General features: G+C 70.2%; 20 protein-coding genes. 3 read left to right on the plus strand and 17 right to left on the minus strand.

Going from position 1 to position 22720, the window contains the following annotated elements:
• Positions 1-7 precede the first annotated feature (7 nt).
• The 7 genes from P6281_RS18395 to P6281_RS18425 all read right to left on the minus strand — a co-directional run bounded on the left by P6281_RS18395 (position 8) and on the right by P6281_RS18425 (position 10239).
• On the minus strand, positions 8-2470 hold the full coding sequence (locus tag P6281_RS18395; RefSeq protein WP_081614499.1) for a [protein-PII] uridylyltransferase: 2463 nt from the start codon (positions 2468-2470) through the stop codon (positions 8-10).
• Positions 2471-2515: 45 nt separating this feature from the next.
• Positions 2516-2854, minus strand: coding sequence for a nitrogen regulatory protein P-II (glnB, locus tag P6281_RS18400; protein WP_003878721.1), 339 nt, complete (start codon positions 2852-2854; stop codon positions 2516-2518).
• The gene (locus P6281_RS18405; protein ID WP_009955175.1) at positions 2851-4272 is read right to left on the minus strand and encodes an ammonium transporter; all 1422 of its coding nucleotides are present in this window, start codon (positions 4270-4272) and stop codon (positions 2851-2853) included. The genes glnB and P6281_RS18405 overlap by 4 nt, the downstream gene beginning before the upstream one ends.
• A 153-nt stretch (positions 4273-4425) precedes the next feature.
• Positions 4426-5757, minus strand: a complete 1332-nt coding sequence (ftsY, locus tag P6281_RS18410; protein WP_095795715.1) for a signal recognition particle-docking protein FtsY — start codon at positions 5755-5757, stop codon at positions 4426-4428.
• Positions 5758-5819: 62 nt separating this feature from the next.
• Positions 5820-9410, minus strand: a complete 3591-nt coding sequence (gene smc, locus P6281_RS18415; protein ID WP_008258935.1) for a chromosome segregation protein SMC — start codon at positions 9408-9410, stop codon at positions 5820-5822.
• Between the two features lie 135 nt (positions 9411-9545).
• Positions 9546-9839: an acylphosphatase gene (locus P6281_RS18420; RefSeq protein ID WP_008258938.1), complete on the minus strand. Its 294-nt coding sequence runs from the start codon at positions 9837-9839 to the stop codon at positions 9546-9548.
• Complete coding sequence (locus tag P6281_RS18425; RefSeq protein WP_008258940.1) at positions 9826-10239, minus strand: OsmC family protein; 414 nt, start codon at positions 10237-10239, stop codon at positions 9826-9828. Before P6281_RS18425 ends, P6281_RS18420 begins: the two co-directional genes overlap by 14 nt.
• Positions 10240-10291: 52 nt before the next feature.
• Here P6281_RS18425 and P6281_RS18430 point away from each other — a divergent pair, with 52 nt between their 5' ends.
• Positions 10292-11065, plus strand: coding sequence for a PIG-L deacetylase family protein (locus P6281_RS18430; RefSeq protein ID WP_008258941.1), 774 nt, complete (start codon positions 10292-10294; stop codon positions 11063-11065).
• A 111-nt stretch (positions 11066-11176) separates the two neighbouring features.
• On the opposite strand, the gene mutM is transcribed toward P6281_RS18430, so the two are convergent.
• The 4 genes from mutM to sepIVA form a co-directional block, all read right to left on the minus strand.
• Positions 11177-12025, minus strand: a complete 849-nt coding sequence (mutM, locus tag P6281_RS18435; RefSeq protein ID WP_014942647.1) for a DNA-formamidopyrimidine glycosylase — start codon at positions 12023-12025, stop codon at positions 11177-11179.
• 4 nt (positions 12026-12029) lie between these two features.
• Positions 12030-12737: a ribonuclease III gene (gene rnc, locus P6281_RS18440; protein WP_014942648.1), complete on the minus strand. Its 708-nt coding sequence runs from the start codon at positions 12735-12737 to the stop codon at positions 12030-12032.
• Positions 12734-13333, minus strand: coding sequence for a YceD family protein (locus tag P6281_RS18445; RefSeq protein WP_179293497.1), 600 nt, complete (start codon positions 13331-13333; stop codon positions 12734-12736). The genes rnc and P6281_RS18445 overlap by 4 nt, the downstream gene beginning before the upstream one ends.
• Before the next feature lie 69 nt (positions 13334-13402).
• Positions 13403-14140: a cell division protein SepIVA gene (sepIVA, locus tag P6281_RS18450; RefSeq protein ID WP_009956333.1), complete on the minus strand. Its 738-nt coding sequence runs from the start codon at positions 14138-14140 to the stop codon at positions 13403-13405.
• A gap of 433 nt (positions 14141-14573) precedes the next feature.
• Between sepIVA and P6281_RS18455 the strand changes: the two genes are divergently transcribed.
• Positions 14574-15740, plus strand: coding sequence for a permease (locus P6281_RS18455; protein WP_041785127.1), 1167 nt, complete (start codon positions 14574-14576; stop codon positions 15738-15740).
• Positions 15741-15746: 6 nt separating this feature from the next.
• On the opposite strand, the gene P6281_RS18460 is transcribed toward P6281_RS18455, so the two are convergent.
• From P6281_RS18460 to P6281_RS18485, 6 genes are all read right to left on the minus strand, one after another.
• Positions 15747-17456 (minus strand): thiamine pyrophosphate-requiring protein, encoded by a 1710-nt coding sequence (locus tag P6281_RS18460; protein WP_014385472.1) that lies wholly within the window; start codon positions 17454-17456, stop codon positions 15747-15749.
• A 226-nt stretch (positions 17457-17682) separates the two neighbouring features.
• On the minus strand, positions 17683-18165 hold the full coding sequence (gene coaD / locus P6281_RS18465) for a pantetheine-phosphate adenylyltransferase (protein WP_009953984.1): 483 nt from the start codon (positions 18163-18165) through the stop codon (positions 17683-17685).
• Positions 18166-18340: 175 nt separating this feature from the next.
• Positions 18341-18895, minus strand: coding sequence for a 16S rRNA (guanine(966)-N(2))-methyltransferase RsmD (rsmD, locus tag P6281_RS18470; RefSeq protein WP_008258961.1), 555 nt, complete (start codon positions 18893-18895; stop codon positions 18341-18343).
• Between the two features lie 10 nt (positions 18896-18905).
• Positions 18906-19538, minus strand: coding sequence for a vitamin K epoxide reductase family protein (locus P6281_RS18475; protein WP_014942650.1), 633 nt, complete (start codon positions 19536-19538; stop codon positions 18906-18908).
• Positions 19535-20302 (minus strand): DsbA family protein, encoded by a 768-nt coding sequence (locus P6281_RS18480; RefSeq protein WP_014382991.1) that lies wholly within the window; start codon positions 20300-20302, stop codon positions 19535-19537. Before P6281_RS18480 ends, P6281_RS18475 begins: the two co-directional genes overlap by 4 nt.
• Before the next feature lie 95 nt (positions 20303-20397).
• Complete coding sequence (locus P6281_RS18485; protein WP_202378356.1) at positions 20398-21516, minus strand: alpha/beta hydrolase; 1119 nt, start codon at positions 21514-21516, stop codon at positions 20398-20400.
• Between the two features lie 354 nt (positions 21517-21870).
• On the opposite strand from P6281_RS18485, the gene P6281_RS18490 reads away from it, so the two are divergent.
• Entirely contained in the window at positions 21871-22716 is an 846-nt protein-coding gene (locus P6281_RS18490) for an aldo/keto reductase (RefSeq protein ID WP_161807802.1), read from the plus strand.
• Positions 22717-22720: the final 4 nt, after the last annotated feature.

Genomic DNA, 22720 nt, shown 5'->3' on the forward strand with positions numbered 1-22720 from the left:
ATCGGGGTTAGTCGCCGACGGGTTCCTCGAGCACCTCGACCGCCGGCCCGCCGAGCGCGGCGAGCAGGCTCTGCTCGACCGCGTCCCGCCCGGCTTGCCCGCCGGAGGCGGCCGTCACGCAAAAGACGTCGGCCGCCGTCGACCCGAACGTGTTGACCTTGGCCCAGACGATGTCGGTTCCGGCCCGCTCCAGCGCCCGGGTCAGCATCGCGAGCAGCCCCAGGCGATCCATGGCGCGGACCTCGACGATCAGCTGGCCGGCGGTGCCCGTATCGACCCACAGGATGCGCGGCGGGGCGGTCGAGCGCGTCACCGGCACCCCGACCTGAACCTCACCGGCCCGCGTGGACGCCGCGCCGGCGGCGTCGCTATCGCGTTTCTCCAGCGTGCCCAGCACGTCGACGTCACCGGCGAGCGCGCCGGTGAACTGCTGGCGCAGCAGGCCCGCCTCCGGCGGCGAACCGAACAGCGGCGACACCACGAATTCGACGACCGCGAAACCCGCGTCGGTGCTGGCCGACGCCGAATGGATGCGCAGCGAGTTCAGCGCCAGCACCGCCGCGGCCTTGGACACGAGCCCCCGCTGATCCGGGGCGGCCATCACCACGTCCAGCCGCTCACCGCCACTGGGCTTGATCTCCACGTGGACCGCGCGTTGAGCGGCCAACGAAAGATATTGGGGTGCAGTCGGTTCGGCCTCCGGAAGCGGCTCCCCCGCCATCACCAGCCGGCAGCGCCGAACCAACTCCTCGATCAGGGACGCCTTCCATTCGCTCCACACCCCCGGCCCGGTGGCCTTGGAGTCGGCTTCGGTGAGCGCATGCAGCACTTCGAGCAGCAGCGGATCGCCGCCGAGCGACTTCGACACGCGCTCAATGGTTTTGGGGTCGTTCAGGTCGCTGCGGGTCGCCACGACCGGCAGCAGCAGGTGGTGGCGGACCAGCTGCGCGAGCGTCTCGGAGTCGGCGGGCGAGATCCCCAGTCGCGGCCCGATATCCAGGGCCAGGCCCGCGCCGAGCACGCTGTGGTCGACGCCGCGGCCCTTGCCGATGTCGTGCAGCAGCGCGCCGAGCGCGAGCAGGTCGGGCCGCGCCACGCGCGTCGCCAGCGGCGCGGCGTTGACGGCCGTCTCGATGACGTGCCGGTCCACCGTCCATTTGTGCGCGACGTCGCGCGGCGGCAGGTCGCGGATCGCGTCCCATTCGGGCAGCAGCCGGCCCCACAGCCCGGTGCGGTCGAGCGCCTCGATGGTGGCCACGGTCGTCGGGCCGGCGGACAGCACAACCAGTAAGTCGTCCAACGCTTCCCGCGGCCAGGGCACCGGCATCTCGGGCGCGCCGGCGGCCAGGCGGCTCAGCGTGGCGGCGCCGATCGGCAACCCGGTGTCGGCGGACGCGGCGGCCACCCGCAGCACCAAGCCCACGTCGGTGTCGGGTCGCGCGTCGCGGGCGAGCACGATCTCTCCGCCGTATTCGACGACGCCCTCGTCGAGGGGGCGGCGCTTGGGCCGGCGCACCAACGCCGAGACGCCGCGGCGCGGCAGGGCGTTCTCGGCGGTGCGCAGCCCCGTCTCGGCGTGGTAGGCGATGGTGCGCCCGGCGTCGGATAGCTTGCGGGCCAAGTCGAATCGGTCACCGATGTGCAGCGCGGCGCTGAGTTCGTCGCCGTATTGGGCCAGCAGCTGATCGCGTCCGCGCCCGGACACGCGGTGCAGCTCGGTGCGCACGTCGAGCAGCGTCAGGTGGGCGTCGTCCAGCGAGCCGCCCGGCGACTCCGGGCGGGCCATGCCGTGGCGGTCGATGAGCTGGGCCACGCCGAGCGCGTCGAGCAACTGCACATCGCGCAGGGCGCCACGGCCCGATTTCAGGTCCGGTTCGGCCCGCTGCGCGATCCGCCCGCAGCGCTCCCAGCGGGCCTGCGTCATCGCGACGAGCTCGTCCATCCGGGAGCGAATTGCGCTGCGCCACTGGCGTCGCGCGCCCGCGATCAGTTCCTCGGACAGCCGCGCGTCGCCGGCGATGTGGCGTGCGTCCAGCATGCCCAGGGCCGCGATCATGTCGGCATTGGCCACACCCAGGGCGCCGGACACGGTCCGCACGCTGTGGTCGAGGCGAACGTTGGCGTCCCACAACGGATACCACAACCCGTCGGCGACCTTGCCCAGCACGTCGTCGGACTTGTTGTCGTGCAACAGCATCAGGTCCAGGTCGGAATATGGCAGCAGCTCGTGGCGGCCCAACCCGCCGATGCCGACGATCGCGAAGCCGCTGTCGTCGTCGATCCCGATCTCGGCGGCCTTGGCCATCAACCATGATTCGTGCAGATCCAGCCAGGCGTGCCGCAGTTCGGCGGCGTGTAGCTTGCTGCCCTCGGACAGCAGTTGGCGCCGCGAGGCGGCCAAATCGACTGCCCCGCCGGCGCTTCCTGTCCCCGCTTGGTGCCCGGGCGGATCGGAGCCGTTCGGGGTCATGCCCTCGCGGCCCGCCCGGGGCGAATCAGCAATTGACGGAATGCGTCATAGCGCATCGGTTCCGCGCTCGCCGGTGCGCACGCGCACAATGGTTTCCACGGGACTGACCCACACTTTGCCGTCGCCGATCTTGCCGGTGCGCGCCGCCCGGACGATGCTGTCCACGACCTTGTCGACGATGGAGTCGTCGACGACGACCTCGATCCGCACCTTGGGCACGAAGTCGACGGAGTATTCGGCACCGCGGTAGACCTCGGTGTGCCCCTTCTGCCGCCCGTAGCCCTGGATTTCGCTGACCGTCATCCCCAGGACGCCCGCGTCCTCGAGACTGGTCTTCACGTCATCGAGCGTGAACGGCTTCACGATCGCGGTGATCAGCTTCATGACTGCTCTGCCTCCACTTTGTCGCCCACTCGGTCCTCCTTCACGCCGTTGCGGGTGTCCGCGACAGCGACCCGGGGCGGGAGCACCGAGCCGGTAGCCACCGCGAAATCGTAACCACTCTCGGCGTGCTCGGCCTCGTCGATACCCGTGGCTTCCGCTTCCGGGTTGAGGCGAAGCCCGATGGTGTACTTCAGGATCAAAGCCAGAATCAGCGTAACCACACCGGAGTAGGCGAGGACGCTGAACGCGCCGATCGCCTGCCGCTCGAGCTGAGCCCAGCCGCCGCCGTAGAACAATCCCTTCGACACCCCGACCACGCCGTTGATCGCCGGGCTTTCCGGGGCGGCGAGCAGGCCCACCAGCAGCGTGCCGGCCAGGCCGCCGACAAGGTGCACCCCGACCACGTCGAGCGAGTCGTCGAAGCCGAGTTTGAATTTCAGGCCGACGGCCAGCGCGCACAGCACCCCGGCGACCAGGCCCACGACCAGCGCGCCCAGGACGTTGACCGACGAGCAGGACGGGGTGATGGCGACCAGGCCCGCGACGATGCCCGACGCGGCCCCCAGCGTCGTCGCCTTGCCGTCGCGGATGCGTTCGGTCAGCATCCAGCCCAGCATCGCGGTGGCCGTCGCGACCGTGGTGGTGACGAACGTCGTCCCGGCGACGCCGTTGGAGCTGGTGGCCGACCCGGCGTTGAACCCGTACCAGCCGAACCACAGCAACCCGGCGCCGAGCATCACGAACGGCAGGTTGTGCGGGCGGAACAACGTGGTGGGCCAGCCGCGCCGCTTCCCCAGCACGATGGCCAGCATCAGGCCCGCCACACCGGAGTTGATGTGGACGGCGGTCCCGCCGGCGAAGTCGATCGCGTGCAGCTTGTTGGCGATCCAGCCGCCGTGCTCGGAGGCGAAGCCGTCGAACGCGAAAACCCAGTGGGCGACCGGGAAGTAGACGAACGTGGCCCACAGGCCGGCGAACACCAGCCAGGCGCCGAACTTCAGGCGGTCGGACACCGCGCCGGAGATCAGCGCGACGGTGATGATCGCGAACATCAGCTGGAACGCCACGAACACCGTGGCGGGCAGGGTGCCGGCGAGCGGAATGTCCGTTGCCGCAGTGCCTTTGCTGGGGTCGGCGGCCACCGCGTTGACGCCGATGAGGCCCTTGAGGCCCCAATAGGACGTCGGCTTGCCCATGAAGTTGCCGACGTCGTCGCCGAAGGCGATCGAATAGCCGTAGAGCACCCACAGCACGGTGACCACGCCCATCGCGCTGATGCTCATCATGAGCATGTTCAGCACGCTTCGGGCGCGCACCATACCGCCGTAGAAGAACGCCAGACCCGGCGTCATCAACAGCACCAGCGCGGAACTGGCCAGCATCCAGGCGGTATCGCCGGTGTTGGGCTGGCCCAGCATCGGGTATGTCACTCGCAATCTCCTCCGGTCGGGCCGCAATGGGACGTCGGACATGCGTCCGATGACCTGCGAGAAGATTGCGCAATGGTTGTTTCGGCGATGGTGCCGTCGTGTTTCGGCGGGATTAACGTCGCGCGCGCCGCTGCGGTGGTGTCAGCCGAGCAGCGCGTCGACGAACGCGGCCGGTTCGAATGGCGCGAGGTCGTCGGGGCCCTCACCGAGCCCGACCAGCTTGACCGGCACGCCGAGCTCCTGCTGGACCCTAAAGACGATGCCGCCCTTGGCCGTTCCGTCCAGCTTGGTCAGGACGGCCCCGGTGATCTCGACGACCTCGGCGAACACCCGGGCCTGGGCCAGGCCGTTCTGCCCGATGGTGGCGTCGAGCACCAGCAGCACCTCGTCGACCGCGGCGCGCCGGGTCACCACGCGCTTGACCTTGTCGAGTTCGTCCATCAGCCCGACCTTGGTGTGCAACCGGCCCGCGGTGTCGATGAGCACGACGTCGACGCCGGCGGCGATGCCCTTGTCGACGGCGTCGAACGCCACCGACGCCGGGTCGGCGCCTTCGGCCCCGCGCACCACCTCGGCGCCCACCCGCGACGCCCAGGTCTGCAGCTGATCGGCGGCCGCGGCCCGGAAGGTGTCGGCGGCGCCCAGGACGACGCGCCGCCCGTCGGCGACCAGGACGCGGGCCAGCTTGCCGACCGTGGTGGTCTTCCCGGTGCCGTTCACGCCGACGACCAGCAGCACCGAGGGATGGTCGGCGTGCGGCAGCGCCCGGATCGACCGGTCCATGCCGGGCTGCAGCTCCTTGATCAGCACGTCGCGCAGCACGGCCTTCGCGTCGGCCTCGGTGCGCACGTCGCTGCCGGCCAGCCGGGCGCGCAGCTGGGCGATGACCGATTCGGCGACCACGGGGCCCAGGTCGGCGACGAGCAGCGTGTCCTCGACGTCCTGCCAGGCGTCTTCGTCGAGGTCGCCGCCGCCGATCAGGCCCAGCATGCTGCGGCCGAAGGCGCTTTGCGAACGGGCCAGCCGGCCGCGCAGCCGTTCCAGGCGGCCCTCGGGCGGCGCGATCTCCTCGATCTCGGGGGCGGCCGGCGTTTCGGGCGCCGGGGTCTCGGGCGCCGGGGTTGCGGGTTCGGGTGGCGCGGCGGGGATCGGTGGCGGCGCGACGGTCTCCGGTTCGGGGAGGTCGACGTCGGAGATGGTGCGCCGCGGCGCGTCGCGCGGGATGGTGGCGTCGTCGCCCACCCCGGGCAGCCCGGTGGTGTCGAGCCGCTCGGGCGGCGCCACGGTCGGAGTCTGGCTGAAGGTGATCCCGGACGACGCGGTGTATCCGCCGGAGCGGTCGATCGCCCCGGGTTCGGCGCGCGTCGAGAAGCTGATCCGCCGCCGGCGATACCGCAGCAGGCCCAAGACCAGCGCGACCAGGACGACGAGAGCTATCAGGACCGCGAGCGCGATCCAAAGACCTTGGGACACGCTGACATTGTTTCAAGCGGTCCGGTGCCGGTCGGTCACCGGGGCGTGCCCCGGCCCGCCGATCAGGTCGTGACCAACTGCTCCACCTGCTGGCCGCGCATCCGCTGGGAGATCACCGCGGTGATGCCGTCGCCCTGCATGGTCACGCCGTAGAGCGCGTCGGCGACCTCCATGGTCGGCTTCTGGTGGGTGATGATGATGAGCTGCGAGCGCGCCCGCAGCAGCTCGAACAGCGAGATCAGGCGCCGCAGGTTGGTGTCGTCGAGGGCGGCCTCCACCTCGTCCATGATGTAGAACGGCGACGGGCGGGCCCGGAAGATCGCCACCAGCATCGCCACCGCGGTCAGCGCCTTCTCGCCACCGGACAGCAGGGAGAGCCGGGTGACCTTCTTGCCCGGCGGACGGGCCTCCACCTCGATGCCCGTGGTGAGCATGTCGCCCGGATCGGTCAGCCGCAGCCGGCCCTCGCCGCCGGGGAACAGCACGGTGAAGACCTCGGTGAATTCGCGCTCCACGTCGGCATAGGCCTCGCTGAACACCTGCAGGATGCGGGCGTCGACCTCGTCGACCACCCCGAGCAGGTCCTTGCGGGCGGCCTTGACGTCCTCGAGCTGGGTGGACAGGAAGTTGTAGCGCTCCTCGAGCGCGGCGAACTCCTCCAGCGCCAGCGGGTTGACCCTGCCGAGTTCGGCCAGTTCGCGCTCGGCCCGCTTGGCCCGGCGCTCCTGGGTGGCGCGGTCGTAGGGAATGGGGGCCGGCGCGAAGACCTGCTCGCCGCGCTCCTTGGCCTGCTCGTATTCGGCCATTTCCAGGTCGGTCGGCGGCAGCTCGTTCTGCGGGCCGTACTCGGCGATCAAATCCTCGGGCGCCATGCCGAACTGCTCGAGCACCATCTGCTCGAGCTGCTCGATCCGCAGCGCAGCCTGGGCGTTGGCCACCTCGTCGCGGTGCAGCGAGTCGGTCAGGGCGGCCACCCGGGCGCCCAGCGCGTTCACCTCGTCGCGCACCGCCGCCATCGCCGTCGCGCGCTGCTGGCGTTCGGCGGCCAGGGCGTCGCGGATCTTGGACGCCGAGTCGACGACCCCGTTCAACCGCTGCGCCAGCAGCCGGCCGGAGTCGGCCACCGCCGCGGCCACCGCGGCCGCCCGCAGCCGCGCCTCACGTGCTTGCTGGGCCCGCACCCGGGCTTCGCGTTCGGCGGCGGCCGCGCGGCGCAACGAATCCGCCCGCCCGCGCACCGCGTTCGCGCGCTCCTCGGCGGTGCGCACCGCGAGCCGGGCCTCCACTTCGACGCTGCGCGCGTTCTCGGTGGCGGCGGCGATCTGCTGGCGGTCCACCGGTTCCTCCGCCGGCGCCTGCTGGGTCTCCTGGGCGTTGCGCAGCCGGGTTTCCAGTTCGGTGACTTCGGCGACGGTCTGGGTCCGGCCCGCTTCGAGCTCCTCGCGTTGCCGCAGCAGCCTGCTCCACTCGTCCTCGGACGTGCGGGCTTCCTGGCCGAGCCGGCCGAGCTGTTCGTACATTCCCGAGATGGCGCTGTCGGATTCGTTGAGGGCGGCCAGCGCCTGCTCGGCGGAGTCCTGGCGGGCGGCCTGCTCGGTCAGCGCGCCGGACAGCGCCGCGCTCAGCTGGGCCACCTGGGCCTCCGCGGCGGTCAGCTCGTCGCCGGCCTTGTCGATCTCGGAGGTCACCTCGAGCGTGGACAGCTTGCGATCGGAGCCCCCACTCACCCAGCCGGCGCCCACCAGGTCGCCGTCGAGGGTGACCGCGCGCAACCGGGGATGCTCGGCCACCAGGGCCAGCGCCCGGTCCAGGTCGTCGACCACCGCGACGCCCGAGAGCATCGCCGTGATCGCGCCGCGCAGCCGCTCGGGAGCGTCGATCAGGTCGAGCGCCCACAGCGCGCCCGCCGGGGCGGCCTGCGGGGCGGGGTGATCGGCGGGCCAGTCTCCGAGCACCAGCGCGGCCCGGCCGCCGTCGGCCTGTTTGAGCGCGGCGACCGCGGACCGGGCCGCGCCGAAGCTCTCGGCGGCCAGCGCGTCGGCCGCCGATCCCAGCACCGCGGCCAGCGCCGCCTCGTAGCCGGAGCGGACCTTGACCAGCTTGGCCATCGGACCCAAAAGACCTGTGCCGGAATGGTTTTGGGTAAGCCAGGCGGCGCCGTCCTTGCGTTCGAGGCCGACGGCGAGCGCGTCGATGCGGGCGCGCAGCGAGGCCACCTGGCGTTCGGCGTCCCGCTCGGCGGACTGCAGTTCGGCGACCCGCGCGTCGGCCAACCGCAGCGCGGCCACGGTGCGCTCGTGGTGCTCGTCGAGTCCCATCTCGCCCTGGTCGAGTTCCCCGACGCGACCCTGCACGGTTTCGAATTCGGCCTTGGCCTGCTGGGCGCGGGCGGCGGCGGCTTCGATGCGTTCGGACAGCCGCGCGACGCTGTCGTCGATCGACTCGACACGCGCCCGCATCGTCTCCACCTGACCGGCCAGCCGCGCCAGCCCTTCGCGCCGATCCGCCTCGGCGCGCACCGCCGCCATGTGCGCCCGGTCGGCCTCGGCGGCCTCGCGCTCGCGCTCGGCCAACTCGGCGCGCGCGCCGTCGAGCCGGGTGCGCGCCGCGGCCAACTCCGCCAGCAGCCGCTGCTCGGCGATCGCGACCTGCTCGGCCTCGGCTTCCAAAGCGTCGGGGTCGGTGTCGCCCGCCGCCACCGGCTCCACGTCGAGGTGCTGGGCCCGCTCGCTGGCGATGCGCACCGTGGCGGCCACCCGTTCGGCCAGCGCGGACAGCGCGAACCAGGTGTGCTGCACCGATTCGGCGCGCCCGGAGAGCTCGCCGACGGCGGTCTCGTGCGCGGTGAGCTCCTCGGACGCGACGGCCAGCCGCGCGGAGGCCTCGTCGTGCTCGCGCCGCATGGCGGCCTCGGCCTCGAAGATGGCCTCGCGCTCGCCCTTGCGGTTGACCAGGTCGTCGGCGGCCAGCCGCAGCCGCGCGTCACGCAGGTCGGCCTGGATCGTCTGGGCGCGGCGGGCCACCTCGGCCTGGCGGCCCAACGGTTTGAGCTGGCGGCGCAGCTCGGTGGTCAGGTCGGTGAGCCGGGCCAGGTTCGCCGACATCGCGTCGAGCTTGCGGAGGGCCTTCTCCTTGCGCTTGCGGTGCTTGAGCACGCCCGCGGCTTCCTCGATGAACGCGCGACGGTCCTCGGGCCGCGACTGCAGGATCTCGTCGAGCTTGCCCTGCCCGACGATGACGTGCATCTCCCGGCCGATCCCGGAGTCGCTCAGCAGTTCCTGAACGTCCATCAAACGGCAACTGCTGCCGTTGATTTCGTATTCGCTGGCGCCGTCGCGGAACATCCGCCGGGTGATCGAGACCTCGGAGTACTCGATGGGCAGCGCGTTGTCGGAGTTGTCGATGGTGACGGTGACCTCGGCGCGGCCCAGCGGGGCGCGCGACGAGGTCCCGGCGAAGATGACGTCCTCCATCTTCCCGCCGCGCAGCGTCTTGGCGCCCTGCTCGCCCATGACCCAGGCCAGCGCGTCGACGACGTTGGACTTGCCCGAACCGTTGGGCCCGACCACCGCGGTGATGCCCGGCTCGAAACGCAGAGTCGTCGGCGAGGCAAAGGACTTGAAGCCCTTCAGCGTCAGACTCTTGAGGTACACGGCGAGCCAGACTACCGCTCAAACCATCCCGGACAGGCTCACCGAGGGGTGTCGGCCGGGCCGAAATCTGCCGGCGGCGTCGCGGGGCGACGCACTGGTCACAGTGGTCACATCAGCCACGAGAAGCAGGCGCCGTCACCGCTCGACGAACCCCTCGAAACGCTCCTGGGGCTGCGACCAGTCGGCGACGACCTTGTCGACGCGTCCGGGCTGGGCGGGCCAGGACGCGCCGCCCCGCAGCAGCTCCAGCAGCTTCTCGCCGGCCTCCCGCGGCCCCTGGGCGACCACCAGCACCCGGCCGTCGGCCTGGTTCGCGGCGTAGCCGGTGAGGCCCAGCTCCAACGCCCGGCACCGCGTCCACCAGCGGAAACCCACCCCCTGGACGTTCCCGTGCACCCAGGCGGTGAGCCGGGCGTCAGGATCCGACATCGCTCACCTCGAAGTTGACGGTGGTGCCGGACTGCAGGGTGCGCCCGACCGTGCAGACCTGGTCGATGGCCCGGTTGACCACGACGCGCAGGCGCTCCTTCTCGTCCTCGGCCAACCCCGACAGATCCAGCTCCAGCGTCTCCTCGAGCAGCGGATAGCGTTCCTGCTCGCGGTCGGCCGCGCCGGAGACCCTGACGACCGCCTTGTAGTCGTCGCCCAGCCGGCGGGCCAGCGGCATATCGCTGGACATCCCGCTGCAGGCCGCGAGCGCGATCTTGAGCAGCTCGCCGGGAGTGAACACGCCGTCGACGTCCTCGGAGCCGACGAGCACCTGCGCTCCCCGCGAGCTGTATCCCGTGTAGCGGCGAGTTCCGGTGCGTTCCACCCATAGTTCGGCCATGGCTCATTTCTACCGGCCGGCCGCGCCGTGACGCGCGGGCATACTGTTTGGCATGGCCACCGTCGTCGCGTTCCACGCGCACCCCGACGACGAGGTGGTCCTCACCGGCGGCACGCTTGCGCGCGCGTCCGCGGCCGGGCATCGCGTCGTCGTGGTCACGGCGACCGACGGGCGAGTGCACAACGAGGACGGCAACAGGCTGGGCGAATTGCGGTCGAGCGCAAGCATTCTCGGGGCCCAGCGGGTGGAGTGCCTCGGCTACGCCGACAGCGGCTACGGCCCGCTGTTCTACCCCGATCCGCCCGGGCGCACCCGATTCGGGCGGGCGGACCTCGACGAGGCGGCGGGGCGGCTGGCCACCATCCTTCGCGATGAGCGCGCCGATCTGCTGCTCAGCTACCAGCCCAACGGCGGCTACGGCCACCGCGATCATGTGCAGGTGCACCACGTCGGCAAGCGAGCCGCCGAGCTCGCCGCGATTCCCCGGGTGCTCGAGGTGACGATGCCGCGCGAAATGCTGCTTCGCGTCAGCGATCTCGCGCACCTGCTGCGGCTGCCCGGACCGTACGAACGTGACATCGTCCGGGGCGCGTATGCCCCGCGCGCGACCATCACCCACCGGGTCAACGTGTTCCGCTTCGCCCGCCAGAAGCGGGACGCTTTTGCCGCGCACCGTTCCCAGATCGGCAGTTCGGGCCTGGGCGCGCGCCTGTTCGGGCTCCTGATGCGGTTGCCGCCCCAGGTGTTCGGCGCGCTGTTCAGCCACGAGTGGTTTGTGGATCCGGCGCTGCCCACGGGGACGCTGCGCCGTGACATCTTCGAGTGATGCACCTTTTGCGTAGTCGAGTGTGAACGCGGGGCGTCCCGTGTGAAAGCCGGTCACCCACCCTCGGCGTGTCGCAACCGTGTGGTCACCGTCAAAGCCAAGTCTTCACACTCAAACACGCGGGCGCGGTTGGCATTTCGGGCAATAGAACGACGAGCGGTTCATGAACTTCTCCCTGCGCATCACCGCGCCGCAGCGGCGGCAGCCCTGGCCTTCGCGGCCGTAGGCGTCCAGTGAGCGGTCGAAGTATCCGGATTCGCCGTTGACGTTGACGTACAGCGAATCGAACGAGGTCCCGCCCTTGGCCAGCGCGTCACGCATCACGTCGGCGGCCGCGTCGAGCACGGCGGTCAACTGCTTGCGGGTCAGCGCGTCGGCGATCCGCGCCCCGTGCACCTTGGCCCGCCACAGCGCCTCGTCGGCATAGATGTTGCCGATGCCCGACACCACCTGCTGGTCGAGCAGCTGGCGCTTGATTTCGGAGTGCTTGCGCCGCAAGACCTTTACGACGGCGTCGGCGTCGAACCGGGGGTCCAGCGGGTCACGCGCCAGGTGCGCGACGGGTTCGGGCACCACGCTGCCGTCCACCTCGACCAGGTCGGCGAGCATCCACCCGCCGAAGGTGCGCTGATCGGCGAAGCTCAGCACGGTCCCGTCGTCGAGCAGGGCGGAGATCCGGACGTGGTCGGCGCGCGGCACCGCGCCGAGCAGCATCTGCCCGCTCATGCCGAGGTGCACGACGAGCGCCGCGTCGCTGTCGAGCAGCAGCCACAGGTACTTACCGCGCCGGTCGGTGCCGGTGATCCGGTCGGTGAGGAGCCGGGCGGTCAGGTCCGCGGCCCCCGCCTCGTGGCGTCGGACCGCGCGCGGGTGGTGCACCCGGACGGCCGTGATCGTCTTTCCCACCACATGGGCGTGCAGGCCGCGGCGCACCACCTCGACTTCGGGCAGTTCGGGCATCGATTCAGCTGCCGGGAACGGTGTCCAGCGCTTCCAGCGCCTTCCAGGTCGCCGCCGCGGCCTTCTGTTCGGCTTCCTTCTTGGAGCGGCCCACGCCCGAGCCGTATTCGGTGTCGGCCACCACGACCACGGCGGTGAATTCCTTGTCGTGGTCGGGGCCGGTCGAGGTGACGACGTAGGACGGCGCGCCCATGCTGCGGGCCGCGGTCAGCTCCTGCAGGCTGGTCTTCCAGTCCAGCCCGGCCCCCAGCGTCGGCGCGGCGTCCAGCAGCGGGCCGAACAACCGCAGGATCACCTCGCGCGCAACGTCGATCCCGTGCTCGAGGTAGATCGCACCCAGCAGCGATTCCATGCCGTCGGCCAGGATGCTCGACTTGTCCGCCCCGCCCGTGTTCGCCTCCCCGCGCCCCAGCAGCAGGTGCACCCCGAGGCCCCCGTCGCAGAGCTTTCGCCCGACGTCGGCCAGCGCCTGGGTGTTGACGACGCTGGCCCGCAGCTTGGCCAGGTCCCCCTCGCTGCGATCGGGATGGCGGTGGTAGAGCTCGTCGGTGATGGTCAGGCCCAGCACGGCGTCGCCGAGAAACTCCAGCCGCTCGTTGGTCGGCAGCCCGCCGTGTTCGTAGGCGTAGCTGCGGTGCGTCAGCGCCAAGGACAGCAGTTCGTCGGGCAGCTCAACCCCGAGGGCGTCGAGCAGAGCCTGCCGTGAGCTCACCGCTCACCCCGCGATTCGTCCGCCTCGGGGTCGAACATGCCCGCCAGCTTGGCCCAGCGCGGGTCGATGCGGTCGTGCTGATGGCCCGGCTCGGCGGCCAGCGGCACCCCGCATTCGGGGCACAGCCCCGGGCAATCCGGCGTGCACACCGGCGAGAACGGGAGTTCGAGCCCCACCGCGTCGACGATGGACTGCTCGAGGTCGATGGTGTCGTCGACGATGTGGCCGACCTCGTCCTCCTCGGTGGTCGCCTCCGTGGTGCTGTCCGGGTAGGCGAACAGTTCGGTCAACCGCACCTGCACGGTCCCGTCGAGCGGGGTCAGGCACCGCGCGCATTCGCCGGCGGTGGGCGCGGTCACCGTCCCGGTCACCAGGACGCCCTCGGACACCGACTGGACCTGTAGGTCCAGTTCCAGGGGGGCGCCGGCCTCGATCGCGATCATGTCCAGCCCGATGCGGGCCCGGCTAGGCACGGTGTTGCGCACGGTCACCATCGCGCCGGGCCGCCGCCCGAGCCGGGTGATGTCGAACGTCATCGGCCCAGATAGCCGAGGCGCACCGCCGCGCGTCGATGAGGTGGTGTGCTGGCGCGTCATATCGGAAATCCTACGGCGCCGGCCGCACAATTCCAGGGCTCGCCCGCCCGCTGGGCGGGCGGCGAAACGCTAGCGCACGGCGTAGTCGTGCGTCCCGGCCGCCGTCCGCAGTTGGTGGCGGCCGCGGCCCACCGACCGCAGGGTGCCGTTGAGAAATTCCTCGAACTCGGCGAGCTTGTTGTCGACGTAGATGTCGCATTCGCCCCGCAGCCGGTCGGCCTCGGCGTGCGCCGAGTCGATGAGCCGGGTGGCCTCGGCGTTGGCCGCCTCGACCACGCTGTTCTGCGACACCAGGCGCTGCTGTTCCTTGATGCCCTCTTGCACGGCCTTCTCGTAGGAGATGTTGCCGTTTTCGAGCAGCCGGTCGGCCTCGGCCTGGGCGCGCCCGACGCTGGCCTCGTAGTCGCGTTTGGCCGCGGTGGCGATGCGCATCGACTCCTCGCGGGCCTCGCCGACCATGCGCTCGCTGTGCTGGCGGGCTTCGCTCACCATCCGGTCGGCCTGCGCCTTCGCGTCCGACAGCAGCCGGTCGGCCTCCGCGCGGGCGTGGTTGAGCATGGACTCCGACTCGGTGGTCGCCGATTCGACCATGGACTCGGAGTGCGTCTTGGCGTCCTGCAGCATGGAATCGCGCGCGTCCAGCACGTCCTGGGCGTCGTCCAGCTCGCCCGGAATCGCGTCCTTGATGTCATCGATCAGCTCCAGCACGTCGCCGCGGGGCACCACGCAGCCGGCCGTCATCGGGACGCCGCGGGCTTCTTCGACGATGGCGCTCAATTCATCCAGCGCTTCAAACACTCGATACACGGCCGTACCCTCCTGGCGTCTGCAAAACTGTTGTTACCAGTGTGCCTGGTGTTGTCTCTGTGACAGCGGTGGCGACACCGGTGTGTCGGGTATTTGCCCGTTCCCGGTGTCCTAAACGCCCCGGCGAGCCGGTGCCGGCGTGGGCGTGGTCAGTGAGTTTCATGCGAAAGCGCCCGTTCACGCTGTTTTCGCGGCGGCGACGGCCGCGCGCGGTGGTTCGTCCATATTCGTCGCCGGGCCGCGCCGCTGCGGCCTTTGCCCCGGTGTGGGTTTTGCGTCGACGCGCCCGGACCCGGCTATTTGCCAGCGATTCTAGGGTCCGAGGAACCGCCGGACGATCGGGCCCTGTGCCCTTATACCCCCAAGGGGTATAGTCCGATCCGTCGGAACAGACTCACCTCGCGCCGGCGGCTCACCGCAGGAGGTTTCAGTGATGACGGTGCTATCGGCGATCGGGCACGCCCTGACGCTCGCGGGTTCGATGACATGGGAAATCCTGTGGGCGCTGATCGTCGGCTTCACCCTCTCGGCGGTGGTGCAGGCGGTGGTGCGGCGCTCGACGATCGTGGCGCTGATGGGCGATGACCGCCCCCGCACCCTGGCGGTGTCCGCCGGGCTGGGGGCGGCGTCGTCGTCGTGCTCGTACGCCGCGGTGGCCCTGGCGCGATCGCTGTTCCGCAAGGGCGCCGACTTCACCGCCGCGATGGCGTTCGAGATCGGTTCGACCAACCTCGTGGCGGAGTTGGGCATCATCCTGGCGCTGCTGATGGGCTGGCAGTTCACCGCCGCCGAATTCGTCGGCGGCCCGTTGATGATCGTGGTGCTCGCCGCCTTGTTCCGGCTGTTCGTGCGCTCGCGACTCGTCGACGCCGCCCGCGAGCAGGCCGAAAAGGGAATCGCCGGATCGATGGAAGGCCATGCCGCCATGGACATGTCGGTCAAAGGAGAAGGCTCGTTCTGGCGGCGGCTGTTCTCCCCGGCCGGCTTCACCTCGGTCTCGCACGTGTTCGTGATGGAGTGGCTGGCGATCCTGCGCGACCTTATCCTGGGCCTGTTGATCGCGGGGGCCGTCGCGGCGTGGGTTCCCGAGAAGTTCTGGCAGAGCTTCTTTTTGGTGGATCACCCGGTCTGGTCGGCGCTGTGGGGTCCGCTCGTGGGCCCCGTCGTGGCGATCGTGTCCTTCGTGTGCTCGATCGGCAACGTCCCGCTGGCCGCGGTGTTGTGGAACGGGGGGATCAGCTTCGGGGGCGTCATCGCGTTCATCTACGCCGACCTGTTGATCCTCCCGATCCTGAACATCTACCGCAAGTACTACGGCACCAAGATGATGCTGACCCTGCTGGGCACCTTCTACGCCGCGATGGTGGTCGCCGGATACCTGGTCGAATTGATCTTCGGCACAACGCATCTCATCCCGGCGCAACGCAACGCGACCGTGCTGGAGGCCTCTATCTCGTGGAACTACACGACCTTGCTCAACATCGCCTTCGGCGTGCTCGCGATCGTCCTCGTCGCCCGGTTCATCACCTCAGGGGGCCTGCCGATGCTGCGCATGATGGGCGGCTCCCCCGACGCCGACCGCTCCGGCCACGCGCATTGATCCGCGTCACGGTTGCGGCAACTGCACATCGAGCACCGTGCACCGGCCCTCGTCCGCCTCGGCGAGCGCCCACCCGATGGCCTCGCGCATCTCCGCCGGCGTGGTCACGCTGCGTCCGCTTCCCCCGCACGCGCGCGCCAGGGCGGCGTAGTCGGTGTCCGGCGTGAGCCGGGTCTCGGGAAAGTCGTTCTCCCGCATCGATATTCCCGGCCGATAGAGCTCCATCACCGGCAGCTTCGAGGCCAGGTACGAGTGGTTGTTCAAGACCACCGTCACGAACGGCGCGTCATGGCGATGCGCCGACCACAACGCGGCCGTGGGCACACCGAAGTTGAACGAACCGTCACCGCAGATCGCGACGACGGGCGCCTGCGGCCTGGCCAGTTTGACCCCGAAGGCCCCGCCGAGCGCCCAGCCCAACGCCGGTGCGCCCGTGTCGAAGAACTGCCCCGGCGGCCGCTGGACCTGCCGGGCCACGGCGGGCCGGTTGGTCACCGCCTCCTGGACCACCACGGCGTCGTGCGGCAGCGCGGCGCCCAGCGCGGCCAGCATCGCGTCGGGCGCATCGGCCGGCCGGTCGGACGCGGCACGGCGCGCCGCCTCCCGGCGGCGTTGCGCGACATCGGATTCGGCCGCCCGCCGCCGCGCGCTCCACTTCTCGCGCAGCTCGTCGGTGGCCAGCCGCAGCAGGGTCTGCTCGAGCAGCACCAGCGTCACCCGCGTGTCGGCGGTCAGCGCGATCTCGACCGGATAGGACCACAGCGGCATGCCGGCCTTGACGGGGTCCGCGTCGATCTGCACCACGTGGGCATCCGCGGGCGGGGCCAGCTGTGCGGGCACCCAGGGCACTTCGGAGTCCAGCAGCAGCACGGTGTCGGCGGTTTCCAGCGGGCCCGCGTCGCCCACCACGTGCAGGGGGTGCCCGAACGGCAGGTTGGCGCGGTCGCCCTGGTCGATCACCGGCGCACCGAGCAGCTCGGCGATGCGGGCCAACACGACCGCGGCCCCGGGTTCCGCCGCGGTCCGGCACGCGACGATGACGACCCGCTGCCCGGCGACCAGGATCCCGGCCAGCCGGCCCAGGGCCCCGGGGTCCGGGCCGGGCGGTATGGCCGGCGGCAGCCGGCGCGGCAACACACGGCTGCCGGGCTCCATCAGGGCTTCTCGCGGCAGCATGACGTAGGCGGGTCCGGACGGGCTGGACTGGGCGACCTGGAATGCCCGCCGGACGATGGGGGCCAACTCTCGCCCGCGGGGAACCTCCATGTGCCATTTGGCGTAGTTGCGCACGACGGCCGGCTGGTCGAGTTGCTCCTGCTGCCAATGGATGTAGGCGTCGCGGTGGCCGCGGACCTCCGGCGCCGAACTGTAGGGGGTGCGCCCGGCGAACATCACCACCGGCGTCCCGTTGCGCTGGGCGTTGTGCAGCTGGCAGCCCAGGTTCAGCGTCCCGGCATCGACGTGCACCATGACCGCCTGCGGACGGCCGCTGGCCATGTGGTGTCCGATAGCCGCCGCCAACGCGACGCTCTCGTGGACACACAGCACCGCCCGCGGGCTCGGCGTGCCGGCCGCGCGCGCCGCCGCCAGCGCTTCCTGGATCGGGGCGGAGTCGGTTCCGGGGTTGATGAAGAAGTGCGCGACTCCCTCGTCGGCCAGCAGGGCGATCAGGTTGGTCGCGGCCTCGGGAACGTCGAAAAGATTGTCTACCGTCATGGCTGCCGTTCTCCTTTGACGTCGGCGACCGCGCGAACCCCCCTCTTCTTCGGATCAGATCTTCAAGATACGTTCCGCCGTGGCGTAATTGACCCGTTCCGCTCGCTGGGCGTGGCGTTGCGCGCTCGGAGCCATCGGGTACCCGCGCAGCGCCCGGCTACTCCACACCGTTGCCGTCTCGTCAACGACGTTGCCGCCCAACGCCTTCGGCGGCAGACGGTGTCGCTCAGGACCGACCGGCACGCTTTTCGCGCAAGCGACGGTTGACCGCTTCGGGCAGCAGCTCCGACACGTCGCCACCGAGCATGGCGACCTCCTTGGCCAACGACGACGACACGAACGAATACCGGGGCGCGGTCGCGACGAAAAAGGTGTCGACACCGGCGACGTGCTTGTTCATCTGCGCCATCTGCAGCTCGTATTCGAAGTCGGTGCCGGTGCGCAGCCCCTTCACGATGGCGGTCATCCCCCGCGACCGCACGAAATCGACCACCAGGCCCTGCCCGGCCTCCACCCGCAGATTGGGCAGGTGCGTCGTCGATTCGTTGATCATCGCGATCCGCTCGTCGAGGTCGAACATGCCCTTCTTGGCGGGGTTGGTCAGGATCGCCACCACCACCTCGTCGAACTGAGCCGACGCGCGCTCGAAGACGTCGATGTGGCCCAACGTCACCGGGTCAAACGAGCCCGGGCATACCGCGCCGCTCATAGCCCGCGCCGACGACGATGCAGAGCGAAGCGATGCGGAGGAGCGGCGCCCACGTGGTGCGCCGGCGACGATGCAGAGCAAGCAATGAGGAGCGGCGCCATGGCGCGCGCCGAGACGATGCAGAGCGAAGCGATGCGGAGGAGCGGCGCCATGGCAAATGACGGTACACGCCCGCTCATACCCGCTCGGCGAGCTCCAAACGGGTGTCGCCGTAAACGCGTTGCGGCCACACCGACCAGCCGGCCGGCCAGCGCAGCGGCGCGCCGCCGGCCGCGCGCTCGACGACCGCGACGGCGCCCTCGCGCACCCACCCGTGCGCGATCAGCGCCGCCAGCACGGCCTCGACCTCGGCGGCGGCGACGTCGTACGGCGGGTCGGCCAGGACGAGGTCGACGGGAGAGGCGGTCCCGGCCGACAGCACGGCCGCCACCGCGCCCCGGCGCAGCGTCGCGCCCGGCAGCCCCAGGGTGTCGATGTTGCGCGCGATGACCGACGCGGTGCGCGGGTCGGACTCCACGAAGAGCGCGCTGGCGGCGCCGCGGGAGAGCGCCTCCAATCCCAGGGCGCCCGAGCCGGCGTAGAGGTCCAAAACCGCCAGGCCGCGCAGCTCGCGGCGCGCGGTCAGGATGTTGAACAGCGACTCGCGGACCCGGTCGGTAGTGGGCCGCGTGCCCCGCGGCGGGACCGCGATGCGCCGGCCCCCGGCCACGCCGCCGATGATCCGGGTCACGTCCAGATTCCTACAGCAGCGTCGACCAATAGTCCCAGAACCGCGCCATGCACAGCAGAAACACCGCGGTGAACCACAGCGCGGCGATCGACCATCGCCATTGGTACACCACCCACGCCGGGCCGGCTTGGCGGGCCTGCAGCGCAGGGCGATACGCGATCGAGGCGACCACCACCAGCAGCGACATGGTGATGACCCACACCACCATGCAGTACGGGCACAACGCGCCGATGCGATACAGGCTCTGGAAGATCAGCCAGTGCACGAACATCGCACCGGCCAGCACCCCGGCCGTCAGTCCCAGCCAATACCATTGGGGCAGAACAACTTTCGTCAACGCCAGCAGTCCGGTGACGATCACCACGGTGAAGGCCACCAGGCCGAGCAACGGGTTGGGGAACCCCAGCAGCGACGCCTGCGGCGTCATCATCACCGAGCCGCACGACAGGATCGGGTTGATGTTGCAGGACGGCACGTACGACGGGTCGAGCAGGATGTCGATCTTCTCGACCGTCAGCGTCATCGACGCGACCAGGCCGATCGCCCCGGCGATCAGCAGCCACCACGCGCTGGGCGCCGGCACCGGGGCCGGGGTGGGATCGGCGCTGGGATCGGCCGATTCGGTCGACACCGCGCCGGTCACATGGCGGCCGGCGCGACCGCGCCGTCGATGCCCGGGATGTTGCCCACGATCTCTTTGATCTTGCTGACCAGCGCGTCGGGCGTCGACGGGTCGTAGTCCTCGCCGTTGATCTTGATCGTCGGCGTGGCCTTGATCTGTGCGGCCGCGGCCTCGCCGGTGACCTTGTCGAGGTATTTGCCGCTGTTGATGCAGTCGGGCACCTTGCCCGCGGCGCCGGCCTCACGGGCGAGTTCGATCAACCGCGCGTTGTCCGGGAAGCTCTTGCCGGTTTCGCTGGGCTGAATGTCGGTGGTGAACAGCGCGGTATGGAAACGGCGGAAGGCGTCGAGGGATTCGTCGGCGACGCAGCGGGCCGCGTTGGCCGCGCGCGACGAATAGTTGTGGTTCCGCGAGCTGTCCAGGATCGACACCATGGAGTAATCGGCCGCGATGGCCCCGACGTCGATGAGCCGCGACACCGTCGGCCCGAAGGTGCGTTCGAAGTTGCCGCAGGCCGGGCACAGGAAGTCCTCGTAGAACGTCACCACGGCCTTGGGGTTGTTGGTGCCGGGCTGGGTGACCAGCTTGCTCGACGTCACCCGCACCGTGTCGCCCGCGCCGGTGGCGGCGGGCTTCTTGTGGTTCGACGTCACGATGTAGAAGACGAGGACGACCGCGAAGATCACGACGAACGCGGTACCGCCGATCTGGACGAGCCGGCCGGACTTACCGCCGGAGGCCGACTTCATGTCGAATCGTGGGGGGCGTTTGGGTTTGTCGGCCACAGGTTCCCTGATCTTTCGGTAGGCGAGTTGTCGGTCTGCCGACAAAGCGATCGGACAAGGCGCCTCTAGATTACCGGCGCGGGCCGCCGGGCGACTCAGACCCGGCTGAGGTGTGCGCGCAGGGCCGAGATCAGCTCGCTGGTCGCGACCATGCTGTCGCCGCCCAGCTGGAACATGTTGGCGAAGCCGTGGGTCAGCGAGCCCAGGTAACGCAGGTCGACCGCCGTCCCGGCGGCCCGCAGCGCCTCGGCGTAGGCCTTGCCCTCGTCGCGCAGCGGGTCGAAGCCCGCAACCGCGATCAGCGCCGGCGCCAGTCCGGCCAGCGATTCGGCCAGGGCCGGCGAGACGCGCGGGTCCGTGCGGTCCAGCTCCGAACTTCGCAGGTATTGGGACTCGAACCAGTCGATGTCGCGTTTGGTCAGCAGGAAGCCCCGCGAGAAAAGGCTCAGAGACCGGGTCTTCGCGGTGAAGTCGGTCCGCGGATAGATCAGCCACTGCAACACCGGCGCGGGGCCGCCCTCGTCGCGCGCCAGTTGGCTGACGACGGCGGCGAGGTTGCCCCCGGCACTGTCGCCGCCGACCGCGATACGGCCGGGCGCGGCGCCCAGCTCGCCGGCGTGCTCGTATGCCCACGTGAACGCCGCGTACGCGTCCTCGATCGCGGCCGGCGCCGGGTGCTCGGGGGCCAGCCTGTAGTCGATCGACAACACGTGGACGCCCGCGTCACGGCAGGTCAGCCGGCACAGCGCGTCGTGGGTGTCCAGGTCACCGATCGACCAGCCGCCGCCGTGGTAGAAGACCAGCAACGGGGCCGCCGCGCCGTCGGCCGGACGATAGTGCCGGGCGCCGATGTCCCCGGCCGGGCCGGGCAGCGACAACTCGGTGACCTCGACGTGGATCTGCGGACCGGGGAAACCCACGGTCGAGTCGTGCATCTGCGCCCGGGACGCCGCCGGGTCGTCGCCGACGACCAGCCCGTCGATGCCGACGGCGCGCAGGCCCGACAACATCAGCTGCAAGGTGGGATCGAGGGTGTTGCCGTCGATGATGACCGATCGGCCGCGAACCAGCCCTCGTCGCACCGCGGTCGGGATCCACGGGATGACCTTGACCCCGGCGCTGGTGACGGCGCCCTGGATGCGACTGGCCAGGGGCACCGACGCGCGCTGCGCTGCGGTGTGCACGTCTGGCGCGGCAGACAGAGGCTTGGTCATGGGCAACCCCCTTTTCAAACAACGTGGCACCGCTTGACGACGAAAGTGATTTCACCCCTGAGCGGCCGCCGATTCCGGTGTGCCGCGCGACCAACTGTACGTGGTGGCGCGCCGGGTACCGGAGGCCGCGGATGGACACCTGCCCAGGTGTTGATTAGGTTGCATTTGCTCCCTCGGTAATATCGTGATCCCCAAGCCGATGAAGCCTCACGGATTGCGAGCAACTTCGACGTGTTCGATTTCGAACGCAGCGCCTCGAACTCGGCGCCGAACGCCGTTGATCTTCTCGCGCGATGGCGGAACCCGGCTCGGTGCACAATCTCGGACCATTAATTTCACAGGCAGGTGAATGAATTGACTGGCGAGTCGGGCTCCGCCGCACCCTCAATTGCTCTCAACGACGAAAACACGATGCCGGCCCTGGGCCTGGGCGTCGCGGAATTGTCGGACGACGAGACCGAACGCGCGGTATCGGCGGCGCTGGAAATCGGTTGCCGGCTCATCGACACCGCCGCGGCCTATGGCAACGAGGCCGCCGTCGGGCGCGCCATCGCCGCCTCCGGGATTCCGCGCGCCGAGCTGTTCGTGACCACCAAGCTGGCCACCTCCGATCAGGGTTTCAAGGGGGCGATGGACGCCTGCACCGCCAGCCTGGAACGGCTGGGCCTGGATTACGTCGACCTGTACCTGATTCACTGGCCGGCCCCGTCGCTGGGCAACTACGTGAACTCCTTCGGCGGAATGATCCAGTCCCGCGGGGACGGGCAGGCCCGCTCGATCGGCGTCTCCAACTTCACCGAGGAACACCTGACGACGGTCATCGACCTCACGTTCGTCACTCCCGCGGTCAACCAGATCGAGCTGCACCCGCTGCTCAACCAGGAGGCGTTGCGCAAGACCAACGCCGAGCACAACGTCGTCACGCAGTCCTACACGCCGCTGGCGCTGGGCAAGTTGATCGACAACCCGACCGTGAGCTCGATCGCCGGCGAATACGGCAAGACCGCCTCGCAGGTGCTGCTGCGGTGGAACCTGCAGCTGGGCAACGCGGTCGTCTTCCGCTCGGCCAAGGAAGAGCACATCGCGACCAACATGGACGTGTTCGATTTCGAGTTGGCCGCCGAGCACATGGATGCGATCAACGGGCTCAACGACGGCACCCGGCTGCGCCCGGACCCCGACACCTACGAGGGTTCATAAGCGA

It is taken from the genome of Mycobacterium sp. 5-140-3-2 (assembly GCF_035666375.1).
Taxonomy (GTDB): Bacteria; Actinomycetota; Actinomycetes; order Mycobacteriales; family Mycobacteriaceae; genus Mycobacterium; species Mycobacterium intracellulare.

Bases quoted from the DNA above. Each gene is read 5' to 3' on its own strand.
- P6281_RS18455 (WP_041785127.1), top strand. From the start codon at position 14,574: ATGACGGTGCTATCGGCGATCGGGCACGCCCTGACGCTCGCGGGTTCG.
- P6281_RS18395 (WP_081614499.1), bottom strand. From the start codon at position 2,470: ATGACCCCGAACGGCTCCGATCCGCCCGGGCACCAAGCGGGGACAGGA.
- P6281_RS18405 (WP_009955175.1), bottom strand. From the start codon at position 4,272: ATGCTGGGCCAGCCCAACACCGGCGATACCGCCTGGATGCTGGCCAGT.
- P6281_RS18460 (WP_014385472.1), bottom strand. From the start codon at position 17,456: ATGACGGTAGACAATCTTTTCGACGTTCCCGAGGCCGCGACCAACCTG.
- glnB (WP_003878721.1), bottom strand. From the start codon at position 2,854: ATGAAGCTGATCACCGCGATCGTGAAGCCGTTCACGCTCGATGACGTG.
- coaD (WP_009953984.1), bottom strand. From the start codon at position 18,165: ATGAGCGGCGCGGTATGCCCGGGCTCGTTTGACCCGGTGACGTTGGGC.
- P6281_RS18445 (WP_179293497.1), bottom strand. From the start codon at position 13,333: ATGACGCGCCAGCACACCACCTCATCGACGCGCGGCGGTGCGCCTCGG.
- P6281_RS18425 (WP_008258940.1), bottom strand. From the start codon at position 10,239: ATGGCCGAACTATGGGTGGAACGCACCGGAACTCGCCGCTACACGGGA.
- mutM (WP_014942647.1), bottom strand. From the start codon at position 12,025: ATGCCCGAACTGCCCGAAGTCGAGGTGGTGCGCCGCGGCCTGCACGCC.
- P6281_RS18420 (WP_008258938.1), bottom strand. From the start codon at position 9,839: ATGTCGGATCCTGACGCCCGGCTCACCGCCTGGGTGCACGGGAACGTC.
- P6281_RS18430 (WP_008258941.1), top strand. From the start codon at position 10,292: ATGGCCACCGTCGTCGCGTTCCACGCGCACCCCGACGACGAGGTGGTC.
- P6281_RS18485 (WP_202378356.1), bottom strand. From the start codon at position 21,516: ATGACCAAGCCTCTGTCTGCCGCGCCAGACGTGCACACCGCAGCGCAG.